Below are 17,136 nucleotides of genomic sequence, written 5' to 3'. Positions count from 1 at the left end.
GTGCCCGGGCCGAGGCTTCGACGCATCCCATGGACGCATCCCGCGAGTCCCCGCCGCGCGCGGTCCACTACGTCGGCTTCCGGGACGACCGTTACTGGAACGCCTATCGGGTGTTCGGCGGACCGCGCGTCATCCACCGTCGCTGGGATTTCTACGCGACCCGCGATGTCGGCCCGGACGACGTGGTGATCTTCGCCCACGGCGACGAGACGCAACCGATCGCCGAGCGCAACGCCACGGACCTCGACGAGCGGTGGTTCCGATCCGATCCCGCATGAGCCCGGGTCATACGAAGTCCGTTTGGGTCCTTCGAGACGACGGCGTTCGGTTGTCTTCAAGGGCCGCGCGGGCCGTGGACACGGGCTTCCGCTTCGATCGAGCGGAAGCCGCTTCAGGCCGGCTGCTCGAACAGGAAATCGTCGATGGCCGGAATCGTCACCGCGAGGCTGGCGCCGTAGGAGGCTTTGGTGACCCGCCAGGGACGCTCGGACCGGGCGCGGATCGCCTCGGAGGGACGCAGGCGCCGCAGGGTGCCGTCGGCGTCAATCTCCTCGATGCTGAGGAAGCCGTAGACCTGCAGGCGGGCGGCGATGAGCTTGGTCTCGCGGTCGCCCGCCGCCACCGCCAGGGTGCCGGTGGCGTAGACCGCATCCATCACCGCGCGCTGGTCGCTGCGCCGGGAGGCGGGGGTCGCGGCGCGGGCGGCGTTGCCGGGCCGGGCCGGAGCCGGAAGCGGGGTCGCCCGTCGAAACGGAACGACGTTGTCCATCCTTGCCGGAGCGCTGTCCATCGGCCGATACCCTTTGTCTTACGCAACGCGGGCCGGGGATCGGGGTCCCCTGCCCGCGACGACATTTCGACGGGTCGGCTTAACAGGCGATTAGGCACGCGGCGGCGGCTCGCCGCGTGAGCGTCCCGAAACGAGGCGGGTCAGGCGAGTTGCGTGGTGAAGGCCGCTTGCGTCTTGGCGCGGACCTCGTCCTCGGTGACGCCGTCGGCGAGCTCGATCAGGGTCATGCCGCCATCGCCCTTCTTGTCGATGGTGAAGACGCCGAGATCGGTGATGACCATGTCGACCACATGGGTGCCGGTCAGCGGCAGGTCGCAGGCGGAGAGCAGCTTCGGGCTCTCCGAGCCGTCCTTGTTGCGGGCGACGTGCTCCATCACCACGACGACGCGCTTGACGCCCGCCACGAGGTCCATGGCCCCACCCATGCCCTTCACCATCTTGCCCGGGATCATCCAGTTGGCGAGGTCGCCGTTCTCGGCCACCTGCATGGCGCCGAGGATCGACAGGTTGATGTGCCCGCCCCGCACCATCCCGAAGGAGTCCGACGAGGAGAAGTAGCTCGTGGTCGGCAGTTCGGTGATGGTCTGCTTGCCGGCGTTGATGAGGTCGGGGTCCTCTTCGCCCTCGTACGGGAACGGGCCCATGCCCAGCATGCCGTTCTCCGATTGCAGCTGAACCGACATGCCTTCGGGGATGTAGTTCGACACCAGCGTCGGAATGCCGATGCCGAGGTTCACGTAGAAACCGTCGCGCAGTTCCTTGGCGGCGCGCTCCGCCATCTGTTCGCGGGTCCAGGCCATGGTGATGTCTCTCCCTGCTCTGATCAGACGGAAGCGGGCTCGCCGCGCTTGCGGGTGGTGCGCTGCTCGATGCGCTTCTCGCGGACCGGGACGTGGATGATGCGCTTGATGAAGATGCCCGGCGTGTGGATCGCGTCGCCATCGATCTCGCCCGGCTGCACCAAGTGTTCCACCTGCGCGACCGTGACCTTGGCGGCCGTGGCCATCATCGGATTGAAGTTGCGCGCCGTCTTCCGATAGACGAGGTTGCCTTCCGTATCGCCCTTCCAGGCGTGGACGATGGCGAGATCGGCGAACAGGCCGCGCTCCATCACGTAGGTCTCACCGTCGAACTCCCGGACTTCCTTGCCCTCGGCGATGAGGGTGCCGACGCCGGTCTTGGTGAAGAAGGCCGGGATGCCGGCGCCGCCGGCGCGGATGCGCTCGGCCAGCGTGCCCTGCGGATTGAACTCGATGGCGAGTTCGCCGCCGAGATACTGGCGGGCGAATTCCTTGTTCTCGCCGACATAGGACGAGATCATCTTGGCAACCTGACGGGTCTCGAGGAGCTTGCCGAGGCCGACGCCGTCGATGCCGGCATTGTTCGAGATCACCGTGAGATCCTTCACCCCCGATGCGCGGATCGCATCGATGAGTTCGTCGGGAATGCCGCACAGGCCGAAGCCGCCGGCCATCACCGTCATGCCATCGGTCAGGAGCCCGGCCAGGGCCTCCGTCGCATCGGTGCGAACTTTCTTCATGAGCGCCCTCCCCTCGAGGTTCCCGGACGAAATTCCAGCGCGACGTCTCGCCCGCGGGAGCATCGCGTGTCGTTGCGGTTACGCCAAGCACTTCACGATGACCAGTCGGGACTCCGGTTGGCTTTCCGACAGCTTCGCCCGGCTGTCATTCCTTGCAGGCGGCCGCTCCGGGATCGATCGGTGCACGACGCGCTGTCATCGGAAGACAAACCGCGCCGGACGGCGTAAAGCGTAAAAAGAGTATCGGCATTCGTCGGGTGGGGGCGCCTGCGTCGATCGTCGTTCGGATCCTCCGGGCGGCCCGGTCCGAGATCCTCCCTGCGGAGTGCCCTGTCGCTGCCACGTTTCGTGTCCCTCTTCGGCCTAGGTGCCCTGGCCGCCGGCCTCGCGGGGGGATGCTTGCCCTGGACGGTGCCGACGCAGCGCGCCGCCGCCTTCGTCGATCGCTCGGTCGCCCGCGCCTACGGGGTCATCCTCACGGCCTCCGGCCCGGCTGAAGTGGCGCTCCTGCCCCTGCCCCGGCTCAGCCTCGGCGGGGTGCGCCTCACCGCGACGACGGGGGACGACAGGCCCTTGGCCGAGGGCGGCACCCTCAAGGTTCAGCTCAACCTCTTCGCTCTTCTGCTCGGCCGCACCGAAGTCAACACGGCGTCCTTCGAAGGTGGAACGATCCACCTGCCCACCCGCGACGGCGACGACCGCTGGACCGAGCCTATGGCGCGGGCGGCCCGCCTGCTCGTGCCCGGCGCCGCCCATCCCCGTCGCCTCGCCCTCAGCCGGGGCACGGTGACGGGCCTCGATCCGCGCGACGGCCGGGTCCAGACGGCTCGGGACGTCGATCTCACGGTGTCCTGGCCCGGCTGGAGCGCGGCGGCCGACATCGCCGGTGCGTTCGTGTGGAACGCGGTGCCGACCCGCTTCACCCTGTCCGGTGTGCGGATCGCCGACCTCGCCGGGGGGGGCTCCAGTCCCTTCACGGCGACGGCGGACTGGCCGGCGGGCAGCCTCTCGGCCGAGGGTGAGGGCTCCTTCGGCCCCTCCTCCGACCCGTTGGCTCTGACCGGCTCCGTCGACCTGCGCACCCGCTCCCTGCCCGAGACCCTGGCCTGGATGGGGAGCGACGTGGCTCTCTCCCCGATGATCGAGTCCATCGCCGTCGCCGGGCGCTTCGAGGTGCGGAACCGGACCGTTCTCCTGCCGAGCATCCGGGTTCACCTCGGCGAGGACAGGCTCGAAGGGGCGGGCTCGATCTCCCTCTCGGGCAAGCGCCCGGCCATCCAGGCGACCCTGGCCGCCGACAGCCTCAACCTCGCCCCCCTCCTCGCCGAGACCCTGCGGCGGTTCGACGACGACGACACGGACGCGCCGCACTGGAGCGGGCGCAGCCTCGCGCTGCGACCACTCATGGGGGGCGACCTTGACCTGCGCGTCTCGGCGGGGCTCGGCCGGATGGGTCCCCTCGTCGTCGAAGACCTCGCCGCCAGCGTGCTGGTGCACCCGGGCGGCGTCGAGGCGGCCCTGAGCCGCGCGACCCTGCGGGGCGGCCTCGTGAAGGGACGACTCGGCCTCGTCCCCGTGGCAGCCGATCCGGAGAAGACCGAGATCAGGCTCCAGGGCGCCTTCGACGGCCTCGATCTCGGGTCGCTCCTGGTCGATCTCGGGCGGGACCGCTGGGTGTTCGGGGCCGCGCGCGGTCAGTTCGCGTTCGAGGGCGTGGGCGCGACGGCCGACACCCTGATGCGCCACCTCGACGGACGCGCCACGCTCGCGATCAACGGCGGCGCCCTGGTGGGAATCGACCTGTCCGATGTCCTGCACCGCAACGGAGCCGTCGCGGCCGGAGCCCTGGCCCGCCGCAACGGACGAACCGCCTTCGAGCAGGCCGGCCTGACCCTGCGGCTCGTCGACGGGATCGGGGAGATCGTCGATGCCACCCTCCGGACACCCGCCCTCACGGGGGCCTTGAGTGGGACACTCGTCCTGCCCGAGCGTCGTATCGAGACGTGGGCGCATCTCATGCCGCGCGCCGCCGGCGATGGAAGCGTCCGCCTGGGGCCGAGCTATGCCATCGCGGGTCCGTGGAGCGCCATCACGGTCCGCAAGGTCTTCCTGGATGCGGGCGATGCCCTCGGGCCGGCAAGCCTGCGCATGCCCGCGGCCGGCAAAGCAACGCTCCCGGCCGCCGTGGGCGCCTACGCGCCCTGATCGACGACGGTCGCGCCGCCCATACGAACGCCGTTCGTTTTCCTAGAGCATCGGCCCGAAAGGTGGGAACCGGCTTTCGGACAAAGGCCGATGCAGCCCAATGGTTTAGAGCGTCGTCCTGGATCTGATGTCCAGGACGACGCTCCGGTCGAATGGCCGCGTTCGGTCGTCATCCAGCGGATGCCGGATCAGCTGTCTTCGCGAAGGGCCTCGGCGACGCGGGCTTCCAGAAGATCCGGGCGGCGGATCACCAGGGCGCCACGGGTGCGGTCGATGAGCCCGTCGGCCGCCATGACAGTGAATTCGCGGGTCACCTGTTCGCGCCGGCAGCCGATGCGGGCGGCGAGCACGTGATGGTAGGGCGGCGGCGTCACCACGCGCGCGCCGTCCCCGCCCGCGCGCGGCACCGAGAGCCGCAGCAATTCGGCATAGAGGCGGTGGCGCAGGTCGAGGAGGGCGTGCTCCATGATCCGGGTGTTGAGTTCGCGCACCCGCTTCGCCAGCAGGCGGAACAGCCGGTCGGCGATGGCCTCGGAGGCGAAGATCATCTGGCGGAAGATCGCGGCCGGCACCACGCAGACCTCGCCGCGCGTGAGGGCGGTGACGTTGGCCGAGCGCCCGATGCCGTCCAGCGCCGCGAGTTCGCCGAAGAAGGCTCCGCCCCGCATCTCACCCAGGATCACTTCCTTACCGGACTGCGACCGGTTGAGGATGCGGACCTCCCCTGCCGTGAGGAAGTACACGTCGGTGGAGATGTCGTCGTAATCGACCAGGACTTCGTTCTCGTCGAACCGGCGCCAATGACAGCGCGTCTCGTAGGACGACAAGTCGATGCCCGGCTCCTTGAAGAACGGGATCGTCGCCAGCCGACTCATCGAAAAACTCCCCGTGGCGCCCTGCGCCCGACCTCGCGCCTTAGGGGGATCGCTGCCGACTCGGGCGCGCCAACCATCCTATGACAGAGCCATGTTTGCCGGTCGTCGCGCCTGCGACGACCCCTCGCCCCGATGGTGGCGACGGCGGCCCGACCGGTCAAGCTGTCGCCTGCGCGATGGGGGTGGATAGGATCGCTCCGGGCGGACGTGGCCTTGGTCTCCCGAACGACTGGGGGCACATCACAAACGGGGATAGCGACCGCGCGTCTGCTTGCGAATCCTAACATGGATTGTTAGCCGAATCCGATCCCCGATGGGCACGGCCACGCCCGTTCGGGGGCGGAAGATCGCGATGCTTCACCACTCCGCGGCCCATTCGGGCTCTCCCGGTCCCACCCGAGACGCCTGCCCGCCCGAGCCATCCCGTTCGGGCGTGTCCGTGAACGCCGTCATTCGGTTGGATGCGGGACAGTCCACCCTCGATGAGGCTTTCACCCTGTCTGGGCGCGGCCTGCACACGGGTCGGGCGGTGACGGTCCGGGTTTCGCCGGCCGAGGCCGGGACCGGCATCGTCTTCCACCGCGCGTGGAAGGGGCGCACGGCATCCGTGCCCGCCCTCTGGCACCTCTACGAGACCCAGCCGCTCTGCACTGCCCTGCGGGGGCCGGACGGAACCCTGGTGCGGACGGTGGAGCACCTGATGGCGACATTCAGCGCCTTCGGCATCGACAACGCCACGGTGGAGCTCGACGCCGAGGAACTGCCGATCTTCGACGGCAGCGCCCTGCTCTGGTGCGCGGCCTTTTCGCAGGCGGGCCGGCGCCCCCTCGCGGCGGCGCGCCGTCGCCTATCGGTCCGCCGAACCGTGGAGGTTCGCGACGGCGAGCGCAGCTTGCACATCGAGCCGTCGGATCGCTTCAGTATCGCGGGCGAACTGGCGCTCGCCAAGTTCGGGGCGATGCGCTGGCAGGGCGAGATCACGCGGGAGAGTTTCGTTTCGGCGCTTGCCCCCTCGCGCAGCTTCGGCCGCCTGAAATGGGCCGTGCCCCTGAAGCTCTATGCCTATGTTACGGGTCGCCCGGTCCTGCGCGGGGCGAATTTCCGCACCACGGCCGCGATCCTCGGCGACCGCGTCATCGGTGGCATGCGCGGGGCGAACGAGCCCGTGCGCCACCGTATCCTCGATCTCGTCGGCGACCTCGCCCTCATCGGTCATCCGGTGCTCGGCCACGTCACGGCCCGGCACACGGGCCACCGGCTCAACCACGCCCTCATCGCGGCGCTGCTGCGCGATCCCACCGCCTGGGAACTCGTCTGACCGGGTCTGACGTCCGACGAGGAAACCGTCGCGGGGCGCTTGCCACGGCGGGGGCACGGCGCCAGAACGCCGTCCATGCTCCGCGTCAACGACCTCACCTACCGCATCGGCGAGCGCCTGATCCTCGACGGCGCCACCTTCTCGATTCCCGACCGGGCGCGGGTGGGGCTGGTGGGCCGCAACGGCGCCGGCAAGACCACCCTGTTCAAGGCGATTCTGGGCGAATTGCCCACGGAGGGCGGCACCGTGTCGATGCCCAAGGGCATGCGCATCGGCGCCGTTGCCCAGGAGGCGCCCGCCGGGCCCGAGACCCTGCATTCCGTCGTGCTCGCGGCCGACACCGAGCGCAGCCGCCTGATGGCCGAGGCCGAGCATGCCGACGGTTTGCGCCGAGCCGAGATCGAGACCCGGCTGGTGGACATCGAGGCCCATTCCGCCCCGGCGCGCGCGGCGGCGATCCTGCACGGCCTCGGCTTCGATGCCGCCGCGCAGGCGCGGCCGTGCTCGGACTTCTCCGGCGGCTGGCGCATGCGCGTGGCGCTCGCCGCCGTGTTGTTCTCCGAGCCCGATCTGCTGCTGCTCGACGAGCCGACCAACTACCTCGACATCGAGGGCACCATCTGGCTCTACGATTACCTCGAGCGCTATCCGCGCACCGCGGTGATCATCTCGCACGACCGGGACCTTCTGGACGAGTGCGTCGACCACATCCTCCACCTCGACCGGGGCAAGCTGAACATCTATCGGGGCGGCTACACCTCGTTCGCCCGTCAGGTCGCCGAAAAACGGGCGCTTCAGGCCAAGGCCAAGGTGAAGCAGGACGCCGAGCGCGCCCATCTCCAGAGCTTCGTCGACCGGTTCAAGGCCAAGGCCACGAAGGCGCGCCAGGCCCAGTCCCGCGTCAAGCGCCTGGCCAAGATGGAGATCATCGCCTCGGTGATCGAGGACGACGTGCCGGCCTTCCGCCTACCGAGTCCGGAACGGCCCCTATCGCCCCCCATCGTCGCCATGGAGCGGGTGCAGGCGGGCTATCCCGACCGGATCGTCCTATCGGGACTCAACCTGAGTCTGGCTCCCGACGACCGCGTCGCCCTCCTCGGGGCCAACGGCAACGGCAAATCCACCTTCTGCAAGCTCATCGGTGGGCGACTGCCGCCCTTGAGCGGCGAGATGCGGCGCTCCGGCAAAATGGAGGTCGCTTACTTCGCCCAGCACCAACTCGACGAGTTGCGCCCCGCCGAGAGCGCCTACGCCCATGTCCGCGACCTCATGCCGGACGTGCCGGAATCGAAGGCCCGCGCGGCGGCGGCGCGCCTCGGCTTTTCCGGCCCCAAATCCGAGACCCCCGTGGGGCAGCTCTCGGGTGGCGAGAAGGCCCGGCTGCTCATGGGGCTCGCGGCCTTCAACGGCCCTCACCTCCTCATCCTCGACGAGCCGACGAACCACCTCGATATCGAGAGCCGGCAGGCCCTGGTGGAGGCGATCAACGACTACGAGGGCGCCGTCATCCTCGTGTCGCACGACCGCTTCCTCGTCGAGGCCTGCGCCGACCGGCTTTGGCTCGTCTCCAACGGCAGCGTGAAGGCGTTCGACGGCGACATGGACGATTACCGTCGCCTCGTCCTGGCCGGCCCCGAGCGACCGGCCGAGAAGGAGACGGCGGAGGCGTCCGGCGGTGTCAAGGCGGTGGAGCGGCGCTCCAACGCCGAGCGGCGAGTGGCCCTCGCGCCCCTGCGCAAGAAGATCGAGGCCGTTGAGGCGCGCATGAAGAAGCTCGCCGAGGCCATGGCCAAGATCGACGCGGCGCTCGCCGATGGCACTGCCTTCCAGGCCAATGCCGCGAAGGCCGGCGAACTCGCCAAGATGCGTGCGGACGCCGCCGCCGCCCTCGAAGCGGCCGAGGAGGAATGGCTCGACCTCAGCGGCGCCATCGAGGCGGCGGAAGCCTGAGCGAGGCCCCCGAAACTGCGGCTCCGATATCACAGTGGCGGGTGACCTCGCCCCCGACGAGACCGCTTAAGACGGTCGTGCGAACAGGGCCATACGTTCGCCACAAGCAAACGCTTGAGGGTCGAGAACGGCGCCGGTCTTAAGTTTGCGTTCACCGCGATGCGCGACCGTCGCGGCGGGGGCTCGTGAAGCGATGCGGCCCGGATTCGGACGAGATTGACGGGGCGGGACCGTGCCGGAGGCACGGACGTCCGGGGGGAGCGGGTTCATGACGGTTCTGACGCTGCGCGCATCGAAGGCGAGGCTCATCGGGGCCGCCCTCGTGGCGGGCGCCCTTGGCGGTTGCGAAACCTACGGGACGGCCACCGCCCCGCAGAAGCAGTTCGCCGTGCTCGAGACCGATACGACGGGCGCCAGCAACGTCAACATCGCCTCCTTGAGCGAGGTGATCCAGCGCAACCCCAACGACGCCGCCGCCTACGTCACGCGCGGTGCGGCCTATGCCCGTTCGGGCCAGTTCAACGATGCCATCGGCGACTTCACCAAGGCGGTGCAGATCGATCCGAATTCGGCCTCGGCCTACAACAATCGGGCGCTCGCCAACCGCCAGATCGGCCGCAACGACGCGGCCCTCGCCGATTTCTCGAAGGCCATCGCGGCCGATCCGAATTACGGGCCGGCCTATATCGGTCGCGCCAACGTCCTGCGGGCGCAGGGCGACCTCGACGGCGCCACCAACGATCTCAACCAAGCGATCCGCCTGACGCCGGAATCGGCCGAGGCGTATCATGCGCGCGGCCTCGTGCGGCAAAAGCAGGGCCAGAACATCCAGGCCATCGCGGATTTCGACGCCGCCATCGACCGCAACCCGTTCGTGGCCGCGCCCTACGCGGCGCGCGGCCAGAGCCTCATCGCCACCAACCAGTACGATAAGGCCATCGAGGACTACAACGCGGCCCTCAACGTCAACAACAAGGACGCCACGTCCTGGGCCTATCGCGGGGTCGCCTACGAGAAGTCCAACCGCCGCAAGGAAGCCATGGAGAGCTACCAGCGTGCCGCGCAGATCGAGCCCGGCAACCCCATCGCCAAGCAGGGCCTCGGCCGGGTGCAGGGCGGCGTCGGCTCGCTGTTCAACTAGGAGTGTCGCACAGAACTCCCGCTCCTGGACGGTCCTCGCTCTGAGGACGACGGTGTAGCGGGAGTTTTGTACGAGACAGTAAGGCGCCGGCCAGCCCCTCGGGGCGGGCGCTCCGGCGTGTTTCACCGATCGGGATGCCGGTTCGGCGAAGGAAGCCCCCTCGTCGGAACGACGCGACAGGGGGCGGACGCAGCTACTCGCGCAGTTCGGCCCGTTGGCCGCTCGCGTCGGCCCGTGGCCAGTGGCGTTCGCTGTGGATGCGGCGCACGGTTCCGGTGGCCGAGCGATAGACCAGCGTTTCCGTCTCCAGGCGATCGGGCTTGAAGCGCACGCCCTTGAGGAGCGCCCCGTCGGTGACGCCCGTCGCCGCCACGATGACGTCGCCGCGCGCCATGTCGCGCAGCTCGTATTTCCGATTGGGATCGCTGATGCCCATCCGCGCCGCGCGCTCGCGCTTGTCGTGGCTGTCGAGGATGAGCCGGCCCTGCATGTGCCCTCCGATGCAACGGAGCACCCCGGCGGCGATGACGCCCTCGGGCGCCGCGCCCGTGCCGAGGTAGATGTCGGCGCCGGTCTCGTCCGGGCTCGTGGTGTGGATGATGCCCGCGATGTCGCCGTCCGAGATGAGGCGGATGCCGGCCCCCGTCGCCCGCACGGCGGCGATGAGGCCCATATGGCGCGGTCGATCCAGGATGATCGCGGTGATCTGGGCCGGATCGACGCCCTTGTGCCGCGCGAGCGCCGCGATGTTGTCGGCCGGGCTCGCATCGAGATCGACCAGACCGGCCGGGTAGCCGGGGCCGATGGCGATCTTCTGCATGTAGACGTCGGGGGCGGCGAGAAGCGAGCCGGCTTCCGCCAGCGCCATCACCGCGATGGCGCCGGGCATGTCCTTGGCGCACAGGGTCGTGCCCTCCAAGGGATCGACCGCGATATCGACCTTCGGGCCAATGCCGGTGCCGAGGCGCTCGCCGATATAGAGCATCGGCGCTTCGTCGCGCTCACCCTCGCCGATCACGATGGTGCCGTCGATGGCCAGGGTGTTCAACTCGGCCCGCATGGCATCGACGGCGGCCTGATCGGCCTCGCGTTCCTTGCCCTGGCCGCGCAGATGAGCGGCCGCGATGGCGGCGCGCTCGGTGACCCGCACCAGTTCCAGGGCCAGGGTGCGGCCGACCGAGCCGGCGGTTGTCGTGTTGCCGTTCGCCATGGACCTGTCCGCACCCTTCGCCTCTGGTGCGCCCTCTATGAACTAAAGTTCGAGAAACGCCACCGTCCGGTTCGCCGCCCCGCCGCTATCGTGCGGAATCCTTCGCCTATTCCCGCTCGATGCGGATGAGCTGGGGGGCCTCGGCCAGCAGACCGTCCGCCGCGATGGCGTCGAGGGCCGCGCGGATGCTGCCCTCCGTCGCCGCGTAGGTGATGAGGACCAGGGGGACGGGCTGGCCCGAGCGGCCGTGCGGGTCCTTGCTGGCGGCACTCTCGGAGCGGCGCTGGAGGATGCTCTCGATGGAGATGTCCCGCTCGGCCATGCGGGTGGCGACGCCGGCGGCGACGCCCGGCCTGTCGTGGACCGTGAGACGGATGTAGTAACCGCCCTCGTGGCGCTGCATGGCGACGCGCTGCGAGGGGCTGAGCGCCGTGCTCGGTCTGCCGAAGGTCGGGCGCTGCACGCCGGCCGCGAGGTCGGTGATGTCGGAGACCACGGCCGAGGCCGTGGCCTCGCCCCCGGCTCCGGGGCCGATGAGGGTGAGTTCGCCCACGGCATCGGCATCGATTGTGACGGCGTTGGTGACGCCCATCACCTGGGCGATGGCCGAGGATTTCGGCACCATGGTGGGATGGACCCGCTGCTCGATGCCGCCGGCCGCCACCTGGGCGACACCCAGGAGCTTGATCCGGTAGCCCAGTTCCTCCGCCATGGTGAGGTCGAGGGGCTGGATCGCCGAGATTCCTTCCACGGACACACCCTCGGCGTCGATCTCCACCCCGAAGGCGAGGCTCGTCAGGATGGCGAGCTTGTGGGCGGTGTCGAAGCCCTCGACGTCGAAGGTCGGGTCGGCCTCGGCGTAGCCCAGAGCCTGCGCGTCCTTGAGGCAGGCTTCGAAGGTCAGGCCCTCGCGCTCCATCCGAGACAGGATGTAGTTGCAGGTGCCGTTCATGATTCCGTAGACGCGGGACACGGCGTTGCCGGCCAGACCCTCGCGCAGGGTCTTGATCACCGGAATGCCGCCGGCCACGGAAGCCTCATAGGCGAGGCTCACCCCCTTGGCTTCCGCCGCCGCCGCCAGCGCCGCGCCGTGCTTGGCGAGCAATGCCTTGTTGGCCGTGACCACATGCTTGCCCGCCGCGATGGCCGCCTCCACCGTCGCCCGGGCGGGACCTTCCGACCCCCCGATGAGTTCGACGACGCAGTCGATGTCCGGGCTGGCGGCCAGGGCCACGGGATCGTCGAACCAAGTGACGCCCGTGAGATCGAGGCCCCGGTCGCGGCCCTTGTCGCGCGACGACACGGCGGTGATCCGCACGTCGCGTCCACCGGCCGCCGCGAGGGCGTCGGCCCGGCGGGCGACCATTCGCACCACGGCGGACCCCACGGTGCCGAGACCGGCGACGCCGAGGCGGAGGCTCTGTTTCATGGGGCGCAATCCGTCATTTTCCATGACCCGTCCGGCACATGCCCGCACGGGGCGACCGTCCACGGGTCAGTCCGTCCGCTCCCGCCGGGAGCGGCGGGCTCTTCTGCAACGAATTTCCGGGGGGTGCAACAAACTCGCCACCGGGGCGGCGGCCCCGGGGCGACGGCCGTTCCGCTGGGGCTTCGGCGGTCCCTGCCCACCCGTCTTGCCACAGGGCCACGAAGCCCCGATGACGGAGCCCGTCGAGGGGTCAGGACACCAAGCGCCATGCGGATCGCCACCTGGAACGTCAATTCCATCAAGCAGCGAGTCGGCCATCTCGTGGATTTCCTCGCGGCGGACAAGCCCGACGTGGTCTGCCTGCAGGAGCTGAAATGCCAGGACGAGGCATTCCCCCGCGCCGAGATCGAGGCGGCAGGCTACGCCGTCGAGACCCTGGGGCAGAAGGCGTATAACGGCGTCGCCCTACTGGTCCGCGCGCCCCTCACCCTGAGCGAGGTCCGACGCGGCCTGCCGGGCGACGACACCGACGCGCAGGCCCGCTACATCGAGGGGCTGATCACGGGCGAGGACACGGCGCCCGTGCGCGTCGCCTCCATCTACCTGCCCAACGGCAATCCCGTCGACGGGCCGAAATATCCCTACAAGCTCGCCTTCCTGGAGCGGCTGCGCCGCCATGCCCGCGATCTGCTGACTCGCGAGGAAGCCGTCGTGCTGGCCGGTGACTACAACGTGATCCCCGAGCCCGAGGACGCGGCCGACCCGGCGGCCTGGGAGACCGACGCCCTGTTCCTGCCCCGGACCCGCGCGGCCTTCCGGGCACTCCTCGCCGAGGGCTTCACCGAGGCCCTGCGCGCCTGCGACCCGAAGCCCGGCCTCTACACCTTCTGGGACTATCAGGCGGGAGCCTGGAACCGTAACGCCGGCATCCGCATCGACCATCTCCTGCTCTCGCCCCAGGCCGCAGACCGCCTCGTCTCGGCCTCCGTGCAGAAGCGCCTGCGGGGATTGGAAAAGCCGTCCGACCACGTGCCCGTCACGGTGGAGCTCGCCTGACGCCCGAGCTCCGTCACGGCGAAGGTCGCTGAACCAAGCCGGCCGTGGCGGGTTGGCACGTCGTTCCCCCCACAACAGGAGCTATCCCACGTGAAACTCTACGGCACCGGCTATTCCCCTTACGTCCGCAAGGTCCTGGTGGCCTTGGCCGAGAAGGGGCAGAGCGCCGAGCACATCCCGCTGTTCTTCCACGATCCCGATCCGGCCTTCCAGGCCGCGAGCCCATTCGGCAAGATTCCCGCCCTCGACGATGACGGCTTCCTCCTCGCCGATTCATCCGCGATCCTGCACTACATCGAGGCGAAGTATCCGACCCCGGCGCTTGTGCCGACGGAGGCCAAGGCGCGCGGCCGGGCGATCTGGTTCGATAAGTTCGGCGACACCGAGATGTTTCCCGTGATCATCGTGCCGTTCTTCGAGCGGATGGTGAAGCCGACGCTGATGAAACAGCCGGGCGACGAGGCCGCCGTCGCCAAGGCGATGAATGAGGGCTTCCCGAAGATCTACGATTACCTCGAGTCGCAGATCGACGGCCCGTATCTCGTCGGCGACGCCTTCAGCATCGCCGACATCTCCGTGGCGACGTGCTTCCACAACCTGCATCTCGCGGGTGAAAAGGTCGATGCCGGGCGCTGGCCCAAGCTCGCCCGCTACGTCACCGAGACCCTGGCGCGCCCGTCCTTCGTCACCGCCCTCGCCGCGCGGACGAACCCGTAAGACCGCCGGGCGCCGCCGCGTTCACCGGCGGCGCTTGGCCGATCCCGTCACCTGGGCCTGGGCCTGCGAAGCCTGGGCCAGGGCGGCCATGCGGTCCTCCTCGCTCGCAGCCGACCAGGCCTTGTCGTAGAGGGCGACGATCCAGTCGTCCTTGCGGCCCTGCGCCGCCTCGCGGGCCAGCGACAGCCACATCAGGCCACGGGCGCGCTGCTTCGGCACGCCCTGGCCGTTGATGAGGAGTTCCCCCAGCAGCGCCTGGGCCGGAGCGTGGCCCTTCTCGGCCGCGAGGTTGAACCAGCGCGCAGCCTGGCGCGGATCGGCCTCGACACCTGTGCCGTCGAGGTAGAGCCGGGCGAGGTTGTACTGGGCGTTCGGGTCGCCGAAATACGACGCCGCGTAGTTGAACATGTCGTAGGCGCGCTCCGGGTTCGGGCGCACGTAGGTGCCCTTGATCCCGTCGAGGAAATAGGCGCCGAGCGCCGTGAAGGCGCTCGCCGTCACACCCGAATTCTGGGCGTCCGGCCCCTCGTCGGTGGGATCGTCGACGATTCGCGAGAAGAACTCGAACGCCTTGAGGTCGTCGTGAGGCACGCCGTCGCCCTCGGCATACATGCGGCCGAGCTTCCACAGGGCCAGGGCATGGCCCTGCCCGGCCGCGTATTCGAGGGCGCGGGCGGCCCCTTCCTTGTCGCCGGCGTTGTAGTCGCGCACGCCCGAGCGCAGGGCCTCGCGCGCCGTGCGGTACCCGGCCGGGGGCACGGGCGTGCGGGCGGCGGCGTCGAGGGCTTCGACGGGATTTCCGCACAAGAGCAGGAGCCCCGCCGCCAGGGCGAGGGCCGCGCGTCCACGCCCGGGCCGATCCGAAACGGCCCGAGCCGGCCGCGCGGGGCGGCCGAGGACGGTCCTAGATGTCGGCATAGGTGTGCGTCTCCTCGGCGCCGCCCGGATGGGTCACGGCGCCGTCCACGGCGGGGCCGACGGTCTGCATGTATTTCCAGAGGTACCCGGAGGTCGCCGAGTTGGCGCGCGGCGTCCAGGTGGCGCGGCGCACGGCGAACTCCTCGTCGCTCACGGCGACGTCGAGGGTGCCGCGGATGGCGTCGAGGGTGATGACGTCCCCGTCCCGGATCAGCCCGATGGGACCGCCGACGGCGGCCTCCGGCCCGACATGGCCGACGCAGAACCCGCGCGTCGCGCCCGAGAACCGTCCGTCGGTGATGAGCGCGACCTTGTCGCCCATGCCCTGGCCGTAGAGGGCGGCGGTGGTGGACAGCATCTCGCGCATGCCGGGGCCACCCTTCGGACCCTCGTAACGAATGACGAGAACCTCGCCCTCCCGGTAGTTCCGGGTCTGGACGGCCTCGAAGCAGGCTTCCTCGCCGTCGAACACCCGGGCCGGGCCGGTGAAGACCTGGGCCGATTCCGGCATGCCCGCCACCTTCACGATGGCGCCCTCGGGGGCGAGGTTGCCCCGCAGGCCGACGACGCCGCCCGTGGGGGTCAGCGGCGTGTTGGCGGCGCGAACCACGTCCTGATCGGGATTCCAGTGCACCCGCTCCATGTTCTCCGCGATGGTACGGCCGGTCACGGTCATGCAATCACCGTGCATGAACCCGTGGTCGAGGAGCGTCTTCATCAGGAGCGGGATGCCGCCGACCTCGAACATGTCCTTGGCGACGTAGCGCCCGCCGGGCTTCAGATCGGCGATGTAGGGCGTCCGCTTGAACACCTCGGCCACGTCGAACAGGTCGAACTTGATGCCGCATTCATGCGCGATGGCCGGCAGGTGGAGCGCCGCGTTGGTGGAGCCGCCCGACGCCGCGACGGCGGCCGCCGCATTCTCCAGGCTCTTGCGGGTGACGATGTCACGCGGACGGATGCCCTTGGCGATGAGCTCCATCACCTTCTCGCCCGCCGTCATGCAGAACTTGTCGCGGATCTCGTAGGGCGCCGGGGCGCCGGCCGAATAGGGCAGCGCAAGGCCGATGGCTTCCGAGACCGTCGCCATGGTGTTGGCGGTGAACTGCGCGCCACAGGCGCCCGCCGAGGGACAGGCGACCTGCTCGAGTTCGTCGAGGTCGTCGAGGCTCATGTCGCCCACCGCGACCTTGCCCACGGCCTCGAACAGGTCCTGCACCGTCACGGGCCGGCCCCGGAACGAGCCGGGCAGGATCGAGCCGCCGTAGATGAAGATCGACGGCACGTTGAGGCGCACCATGGCCATCATCATGCCGGGCAGGGACTTGTCGCAGCCCGCCAGCCCCACGAGGGCGTCGTAGGCGTGGCCGCGCATGGTCAGCTCGACGGAATCGGCGATGACCTCGCGGGATGGCAGCGAGGCGCGCATGCCCGCGTGCCCCATGGCGATGCCGTCCGTGACCGTGATGGTGCAGAACTCGCGCGGCGTGCCGTTGGCCGCCGAGACGCCCTTCTTCACCGCCTGCGCCTGACGCATGAGCGAGATGTTGCACGGAGCCGCCTCGTTCCAGCACGACGCCACGCCCACGAGGGGCTGGTGGATCTGCTCCTTGGTGAGGCCCATGGCGTAGAGGTACGAGCGGTGCGGCGCGCGCTCGGGTCCCTCCGTCACGTGACGGCTCGGGAGCTTGGACTTGTCGGTGCTGCGCGCGTCCATGGTCATTCTCGCCACCCCGGCCCGGTCCGCTCGATCACGAAGCCAAATCACCCGCCGAACCGTTGGCGCGCAGCCCTTTCGAGCGGTGCGCGAACCCCTTCGGTTCTGTCTCGGAATGACCCGGTACTCTGCGGTAAAGCGTTGGGGGGACTATCGTTTACCGCACAGCCTGAGGTGGTCCCGGTTTATGGCGGGATCGCGGCGGGGGCAGGCGCCTCCCAAGGCAAAGTCTGGATGGTTTTGCGGTGTTGCGACCCCGCCACAGCCGCG

General features: G+C 69.5%; 15 protein-coding genes. 7 read left to right on the top strand and 8 right to left on the bottom strand.

All coding sequences use genetic code 11. The features are described 5' to 3' along the window. Positions 1 to 29: 29 nt before the first annotated feature. Entirely contained in the window at positions 30 to 278 is a 249-nt protein-coding gene (locus BM249_RS11015; RefSeq protein ID WP_091971853.1) for a hypothetical protein, read from the top strand. A gap of 113 nt (positions 279 to 391) precedes the next feature. Here the strand turns inward: BM249_RS11015 and BM249_RS11010 are convergent, their stop codons facing one another. The 3 genes from BM249_RS11010 to BM249_RS11000 all read right to left on the bottom strand — a co-directional run bounded on the left by BM249_RS11010 (position 392) and on the right by BM249_RS11000 (position 2,330). Beyond that, positions 392 to 790 carry a hypothetical protein gene (locus BM249_RS11010; RefSeq protein ID WP_091971851.1) on the bottom strand — a complete coding sequence of 133 codons (399 nt, stop codon included), beginning with the start codon at positions 788 to 790 and terminating at the stop codon, positions 392 to 394. 140 nt (positions 791 to 930) lie between these two features. Beyond that, complete coding sequence (locus BM249_RS11005) at positions 931 to 1,590, bottom strand: 3-oxoacid CoA-transferase subunit B (protein WP_091971849.1); 660 nt, start codon at positions 1,588 to 1,590, stop codon at positions 931 to 933. A 23-nt stretch (positions 1,591 to 1,613) separates the two neighbouring features. Next, positions 1,614 to 2,330, bottom strand: a complete 717-nt coding sequence (locus BM249_RS11000) for a CoA transferase subunit A (protein ID WP_091971847.1) — start codon at positions 2,328 to 2,330, stop codon at positions 1,614 to 1,616. 348 nt (positions 2,331 to 2,678) lie between these two features. Between BM249_RS11000 and BM249_RS10995 the strand changes: the two genes are divergently transcribed. Beyond that, entirely contained in the window at positions 2,679 to 4,535 is a 1,857-nt protein-coding gene (locus BM249_RS10995) for an AsmA family protein (RefSeq protein ID WP_244528696.1), read from the top strand. Positions 4,536 to 4,723: 188 nt separating this feature from the next. Here the strand turns inward: BM249_RS10995 and BM249_RS10990 are convergent, their stop codons facing one another. Then, positions 4,724 to 5,410: a Crp/Fnr family transcriptional regulator gene (locus BM249_RS10990; RefSeq protein WP_091971843.1), complete on the bottom strand. Its 687-nt coding sequence runs from the start codon at positions 5,408 to 5,410 to the stop codon at positions 4,724 to 4,726. 439 nt (positions 5,411 to 5,849) lie between these two features. Here BM249_RS10990 and BM249_RS10985 point away from each other — a divergent pair, with 439 nt between their 5' ends. The 3 genes from BM249_RS10985 (at position 5,850) to BM249_RS10975 (ending at position 9,819) form a co-directional block, all read left to right on the top strand. Further along, a complete protein-coding gene (locus BM249_RS10985) occupies positions 5,850 to 6,728 on the top strand; it encodes a UDP-3-O-acyl-N-acetylglucosamine deacetylase (RefSeq protein ID WP_244528695.1) in 879 nt (292 codons plus the stop codon). A gap of 75 nt (positions 6,729 to 6,803) precedes the next feature. Then, positions 6,804 to 8,678 carry an ABC-F family ATP-binding cassette domain-containing protein gene (locus BM249_RS10980; protein ID WP_091971841.1) on the top strand — a complete coding sequence of 625 codons (1,875 nt, stop codon included), beginning with the start codon at positions 6,804 to 6,806 and terminating at the stop codon, positions 8,676 to 8,678. A 268-nt stretch (positions 8,679 to 8,946) separates the two neighbouring features. Further along, complete coding sequence (locus tag BM249_RS10975) at positions 8,947 to 9,819, top strand: tetratricopeptide repeat protein (RefSeq protein WP_091971839.1); 873 nt, start codon at positions 8,947 to 8,949, stop codon at positions 9,817 to 9,819. A gap of 193 nt (positions 9,820 to 10,012) precedes the next feature. On the opposite strand, the gene glpX is transcribed toward BM249_RS10975, so the two are convergent. Beyond that, positions 10,013 to 11,029, bottom strand: a complete 1,017-nt coding sequence (gene glpX, locus BM249_RS10970; RefSeq protein ID WP_091971837.1) for a class II fructose-bisphosphatase — start codon at positions 11,027 to 11,029, stop codon at positions 10,013 to 10,015. Positions 11,030 to 11,135: 106 nt separating this feature from the next. Further along, a complete protein-coding gene (locus tag BM249_RS10965; RefSeq protein WP_091971835.1) occupies positions 11,136 to 12,458 on the bottom strand; it encodes a homoserine dehydrogenase in 1,323 nt (440 codons plus the stop codon). Positions 12,459 to 12,725: 267 nt separating this feature from the next. Here BM249_RS10965 and xth point away from each other — a divergent pair, with 267 nt between their 5' ends. Together xth and BM249_RS10955 are read left to right on the top strand one after the other, a co-directional pair. Next, the gene (gene xth / locus BM249_RS10960) at positions 12,726 to 13,514 is read left to right on the top strand and encodes an exodeoxyribonuclease III (RefSeq protein ID WP_091971832.1); all 789 of its coding nucleotides are present in this window, start codon (positions 12,726 to 12,728) and stop codon (positions 13,512 to 13,514) included. Positions 13,515 to 13,604: 90 nt separating this feature from the next. Further along, positions 13,605 to 14,231 carry a glutathione S-transferase family protein gene (locus tag BM249_RS10955; RefSeq protein WP_091971830.1) on the top strand — a complete coding sequence of 209 codons (627 nt, stop codon included), beginning with the start codon at positions 13,605 to 13,607 and terminating at the stop codon, positions 14,229 to 14,231. Positions 14,232 to 14,252: 21 nt separating this feature from the next. Here the strand turns inward: BM249_RS10955 and BM249_RS10950 are convergent, their stop codons facing one another. Then, positions 14,253 to 15,149, bottom strand: a complete 897-nt coding sequence (locus BM249_RS10950; protein WP_091971828.1) for a tetratricopeptide repeat protein — start codon at positions 15,147 to 15,149, stop codon at positions 14,253 to 14,255. Next, positions 15,136 to 16,866 (bottom strand): dihydroxy-acid dehydratase, encoded by a 1,731-nt coding sequence (gene ilvD / locus BM249_RS10945; RefSeq protein WP_091971890.1) that lies wholly within the window; start codon positions 16,864 to 16,866, stop codon positions 15,136 to 15,138. Before ilvD ends, BM249_RS10950 begins: the two co-directional genes overlap by 14 nt. Positions 16,867 to 17,136 lie beyond the last annotated feature (270 nt).

The sequence above is a fragment of the Methylobacterium gossipiicola genome (genome assembly GCF_900113485.1).
GTDB classification, from domain to species: domain Bacteria; phylum Pseudomonadota; class Alphaproteobacteria; order Rhizobiales; family Beijerinckiaceae; genus Methylobacterium; species Methylobacterium gossipiicola.
Note: the sequence above shows the minus strand (reverse complement) of the source record. Positions and strands in the feature narration are given on the sequence as shown.

What these genes read in the sequence shown, in the direction of transcription:
- BM249_RS11015 (WP_091971853.1), top strand. Translation starts at nt 30, where the DNA reads ATGGACGCATCCCGCGAGTCCCCGCCGCGCGCGGTCCACTACGTCGGC.
- BM249_RS11010 (WP_091971851.1), bottom strand. Translation starts at nt 790, where the DNA reads ATGGACAGCGCTCCGGCAAGGATGGACAACGTCGTTCCGTTTCGACGG.
- BM249_RS11005 (WP_091971849.1), bottom strand. Translation starts at nt 1,590, where the DNA reads ATGGCCTGGACCCGCGAACAGATGGCGGAGCGCGCCGCCAAGGAACTG.
- BM249_RS11000 (WP_091971847.1), bottom strand. Translation starts at nt 2,330, where the DNA reads ATGAAGAAAGTTCGCACCGATGCGACGGAGGCCCTGGCCGGGCTCCTG.
- BM249_RS10990 (WP_091971843.1), bottom strand. Translation starts at nt 5,410, where the DNA reads ATGAGTCGGCTGGCGACGATCCCGTTCTTCAAGGAGCCGGGCATCGAC.
- BM249_RS10980 (WP_091971841.1), top strand. Translation starts at nt 6,804, where the DNA reads ATGCTCCGCGTCAACGACCTCACCTACCGCATCGGCGAGCGCCTGATC.
- BM249_RS10975 (WP_091971839.1), top strand. Translation starts at nt 8,947, where the DNA reads ATGACGGTTCTGACGCTGCGCGCATCGAAGGCGAGGCTCATCGGGGCC.
- glpX (WP_091971837.1), bottom strand. Translation starts at nt 11,029, where the DNA reads ATGGCGAACGGCAACACGACAACCGCCGGCTCGGTCGGCCGCACCCTG.
- BM249_RS10965 (WP_091971835.1), bottom strand. Translation starts at nt 12,458, where the DNA reads ATGAAACAGAGCCTCCGCCTCGGCGTCGCCGGTCTCGGCACCGTGGGG.
- xth (WP_091971832.1), top strand. Translation starts at nt 12,726, where the DNA reads ATGCGGATCGCCACCTGGAACGTCAATTCCATCAAGCAGCGAGTCGGC.
- BM249_RS10950 (WP_091971828.1), bottom strand. Translation starts at nt 15,149, where the DNA reads ATGCCGACATCTAGGACCGTCCTCGGCCGCCCCGCGCGGCCGGCTCGG.
- ilvD (WP_091971890.1), bottom strand. Translation starts at nt 16,866, where the DNA reads ATGGACGCGCGCAGCACCGACAAGTCCAAGCTCCCGAGCCGTCACGTG.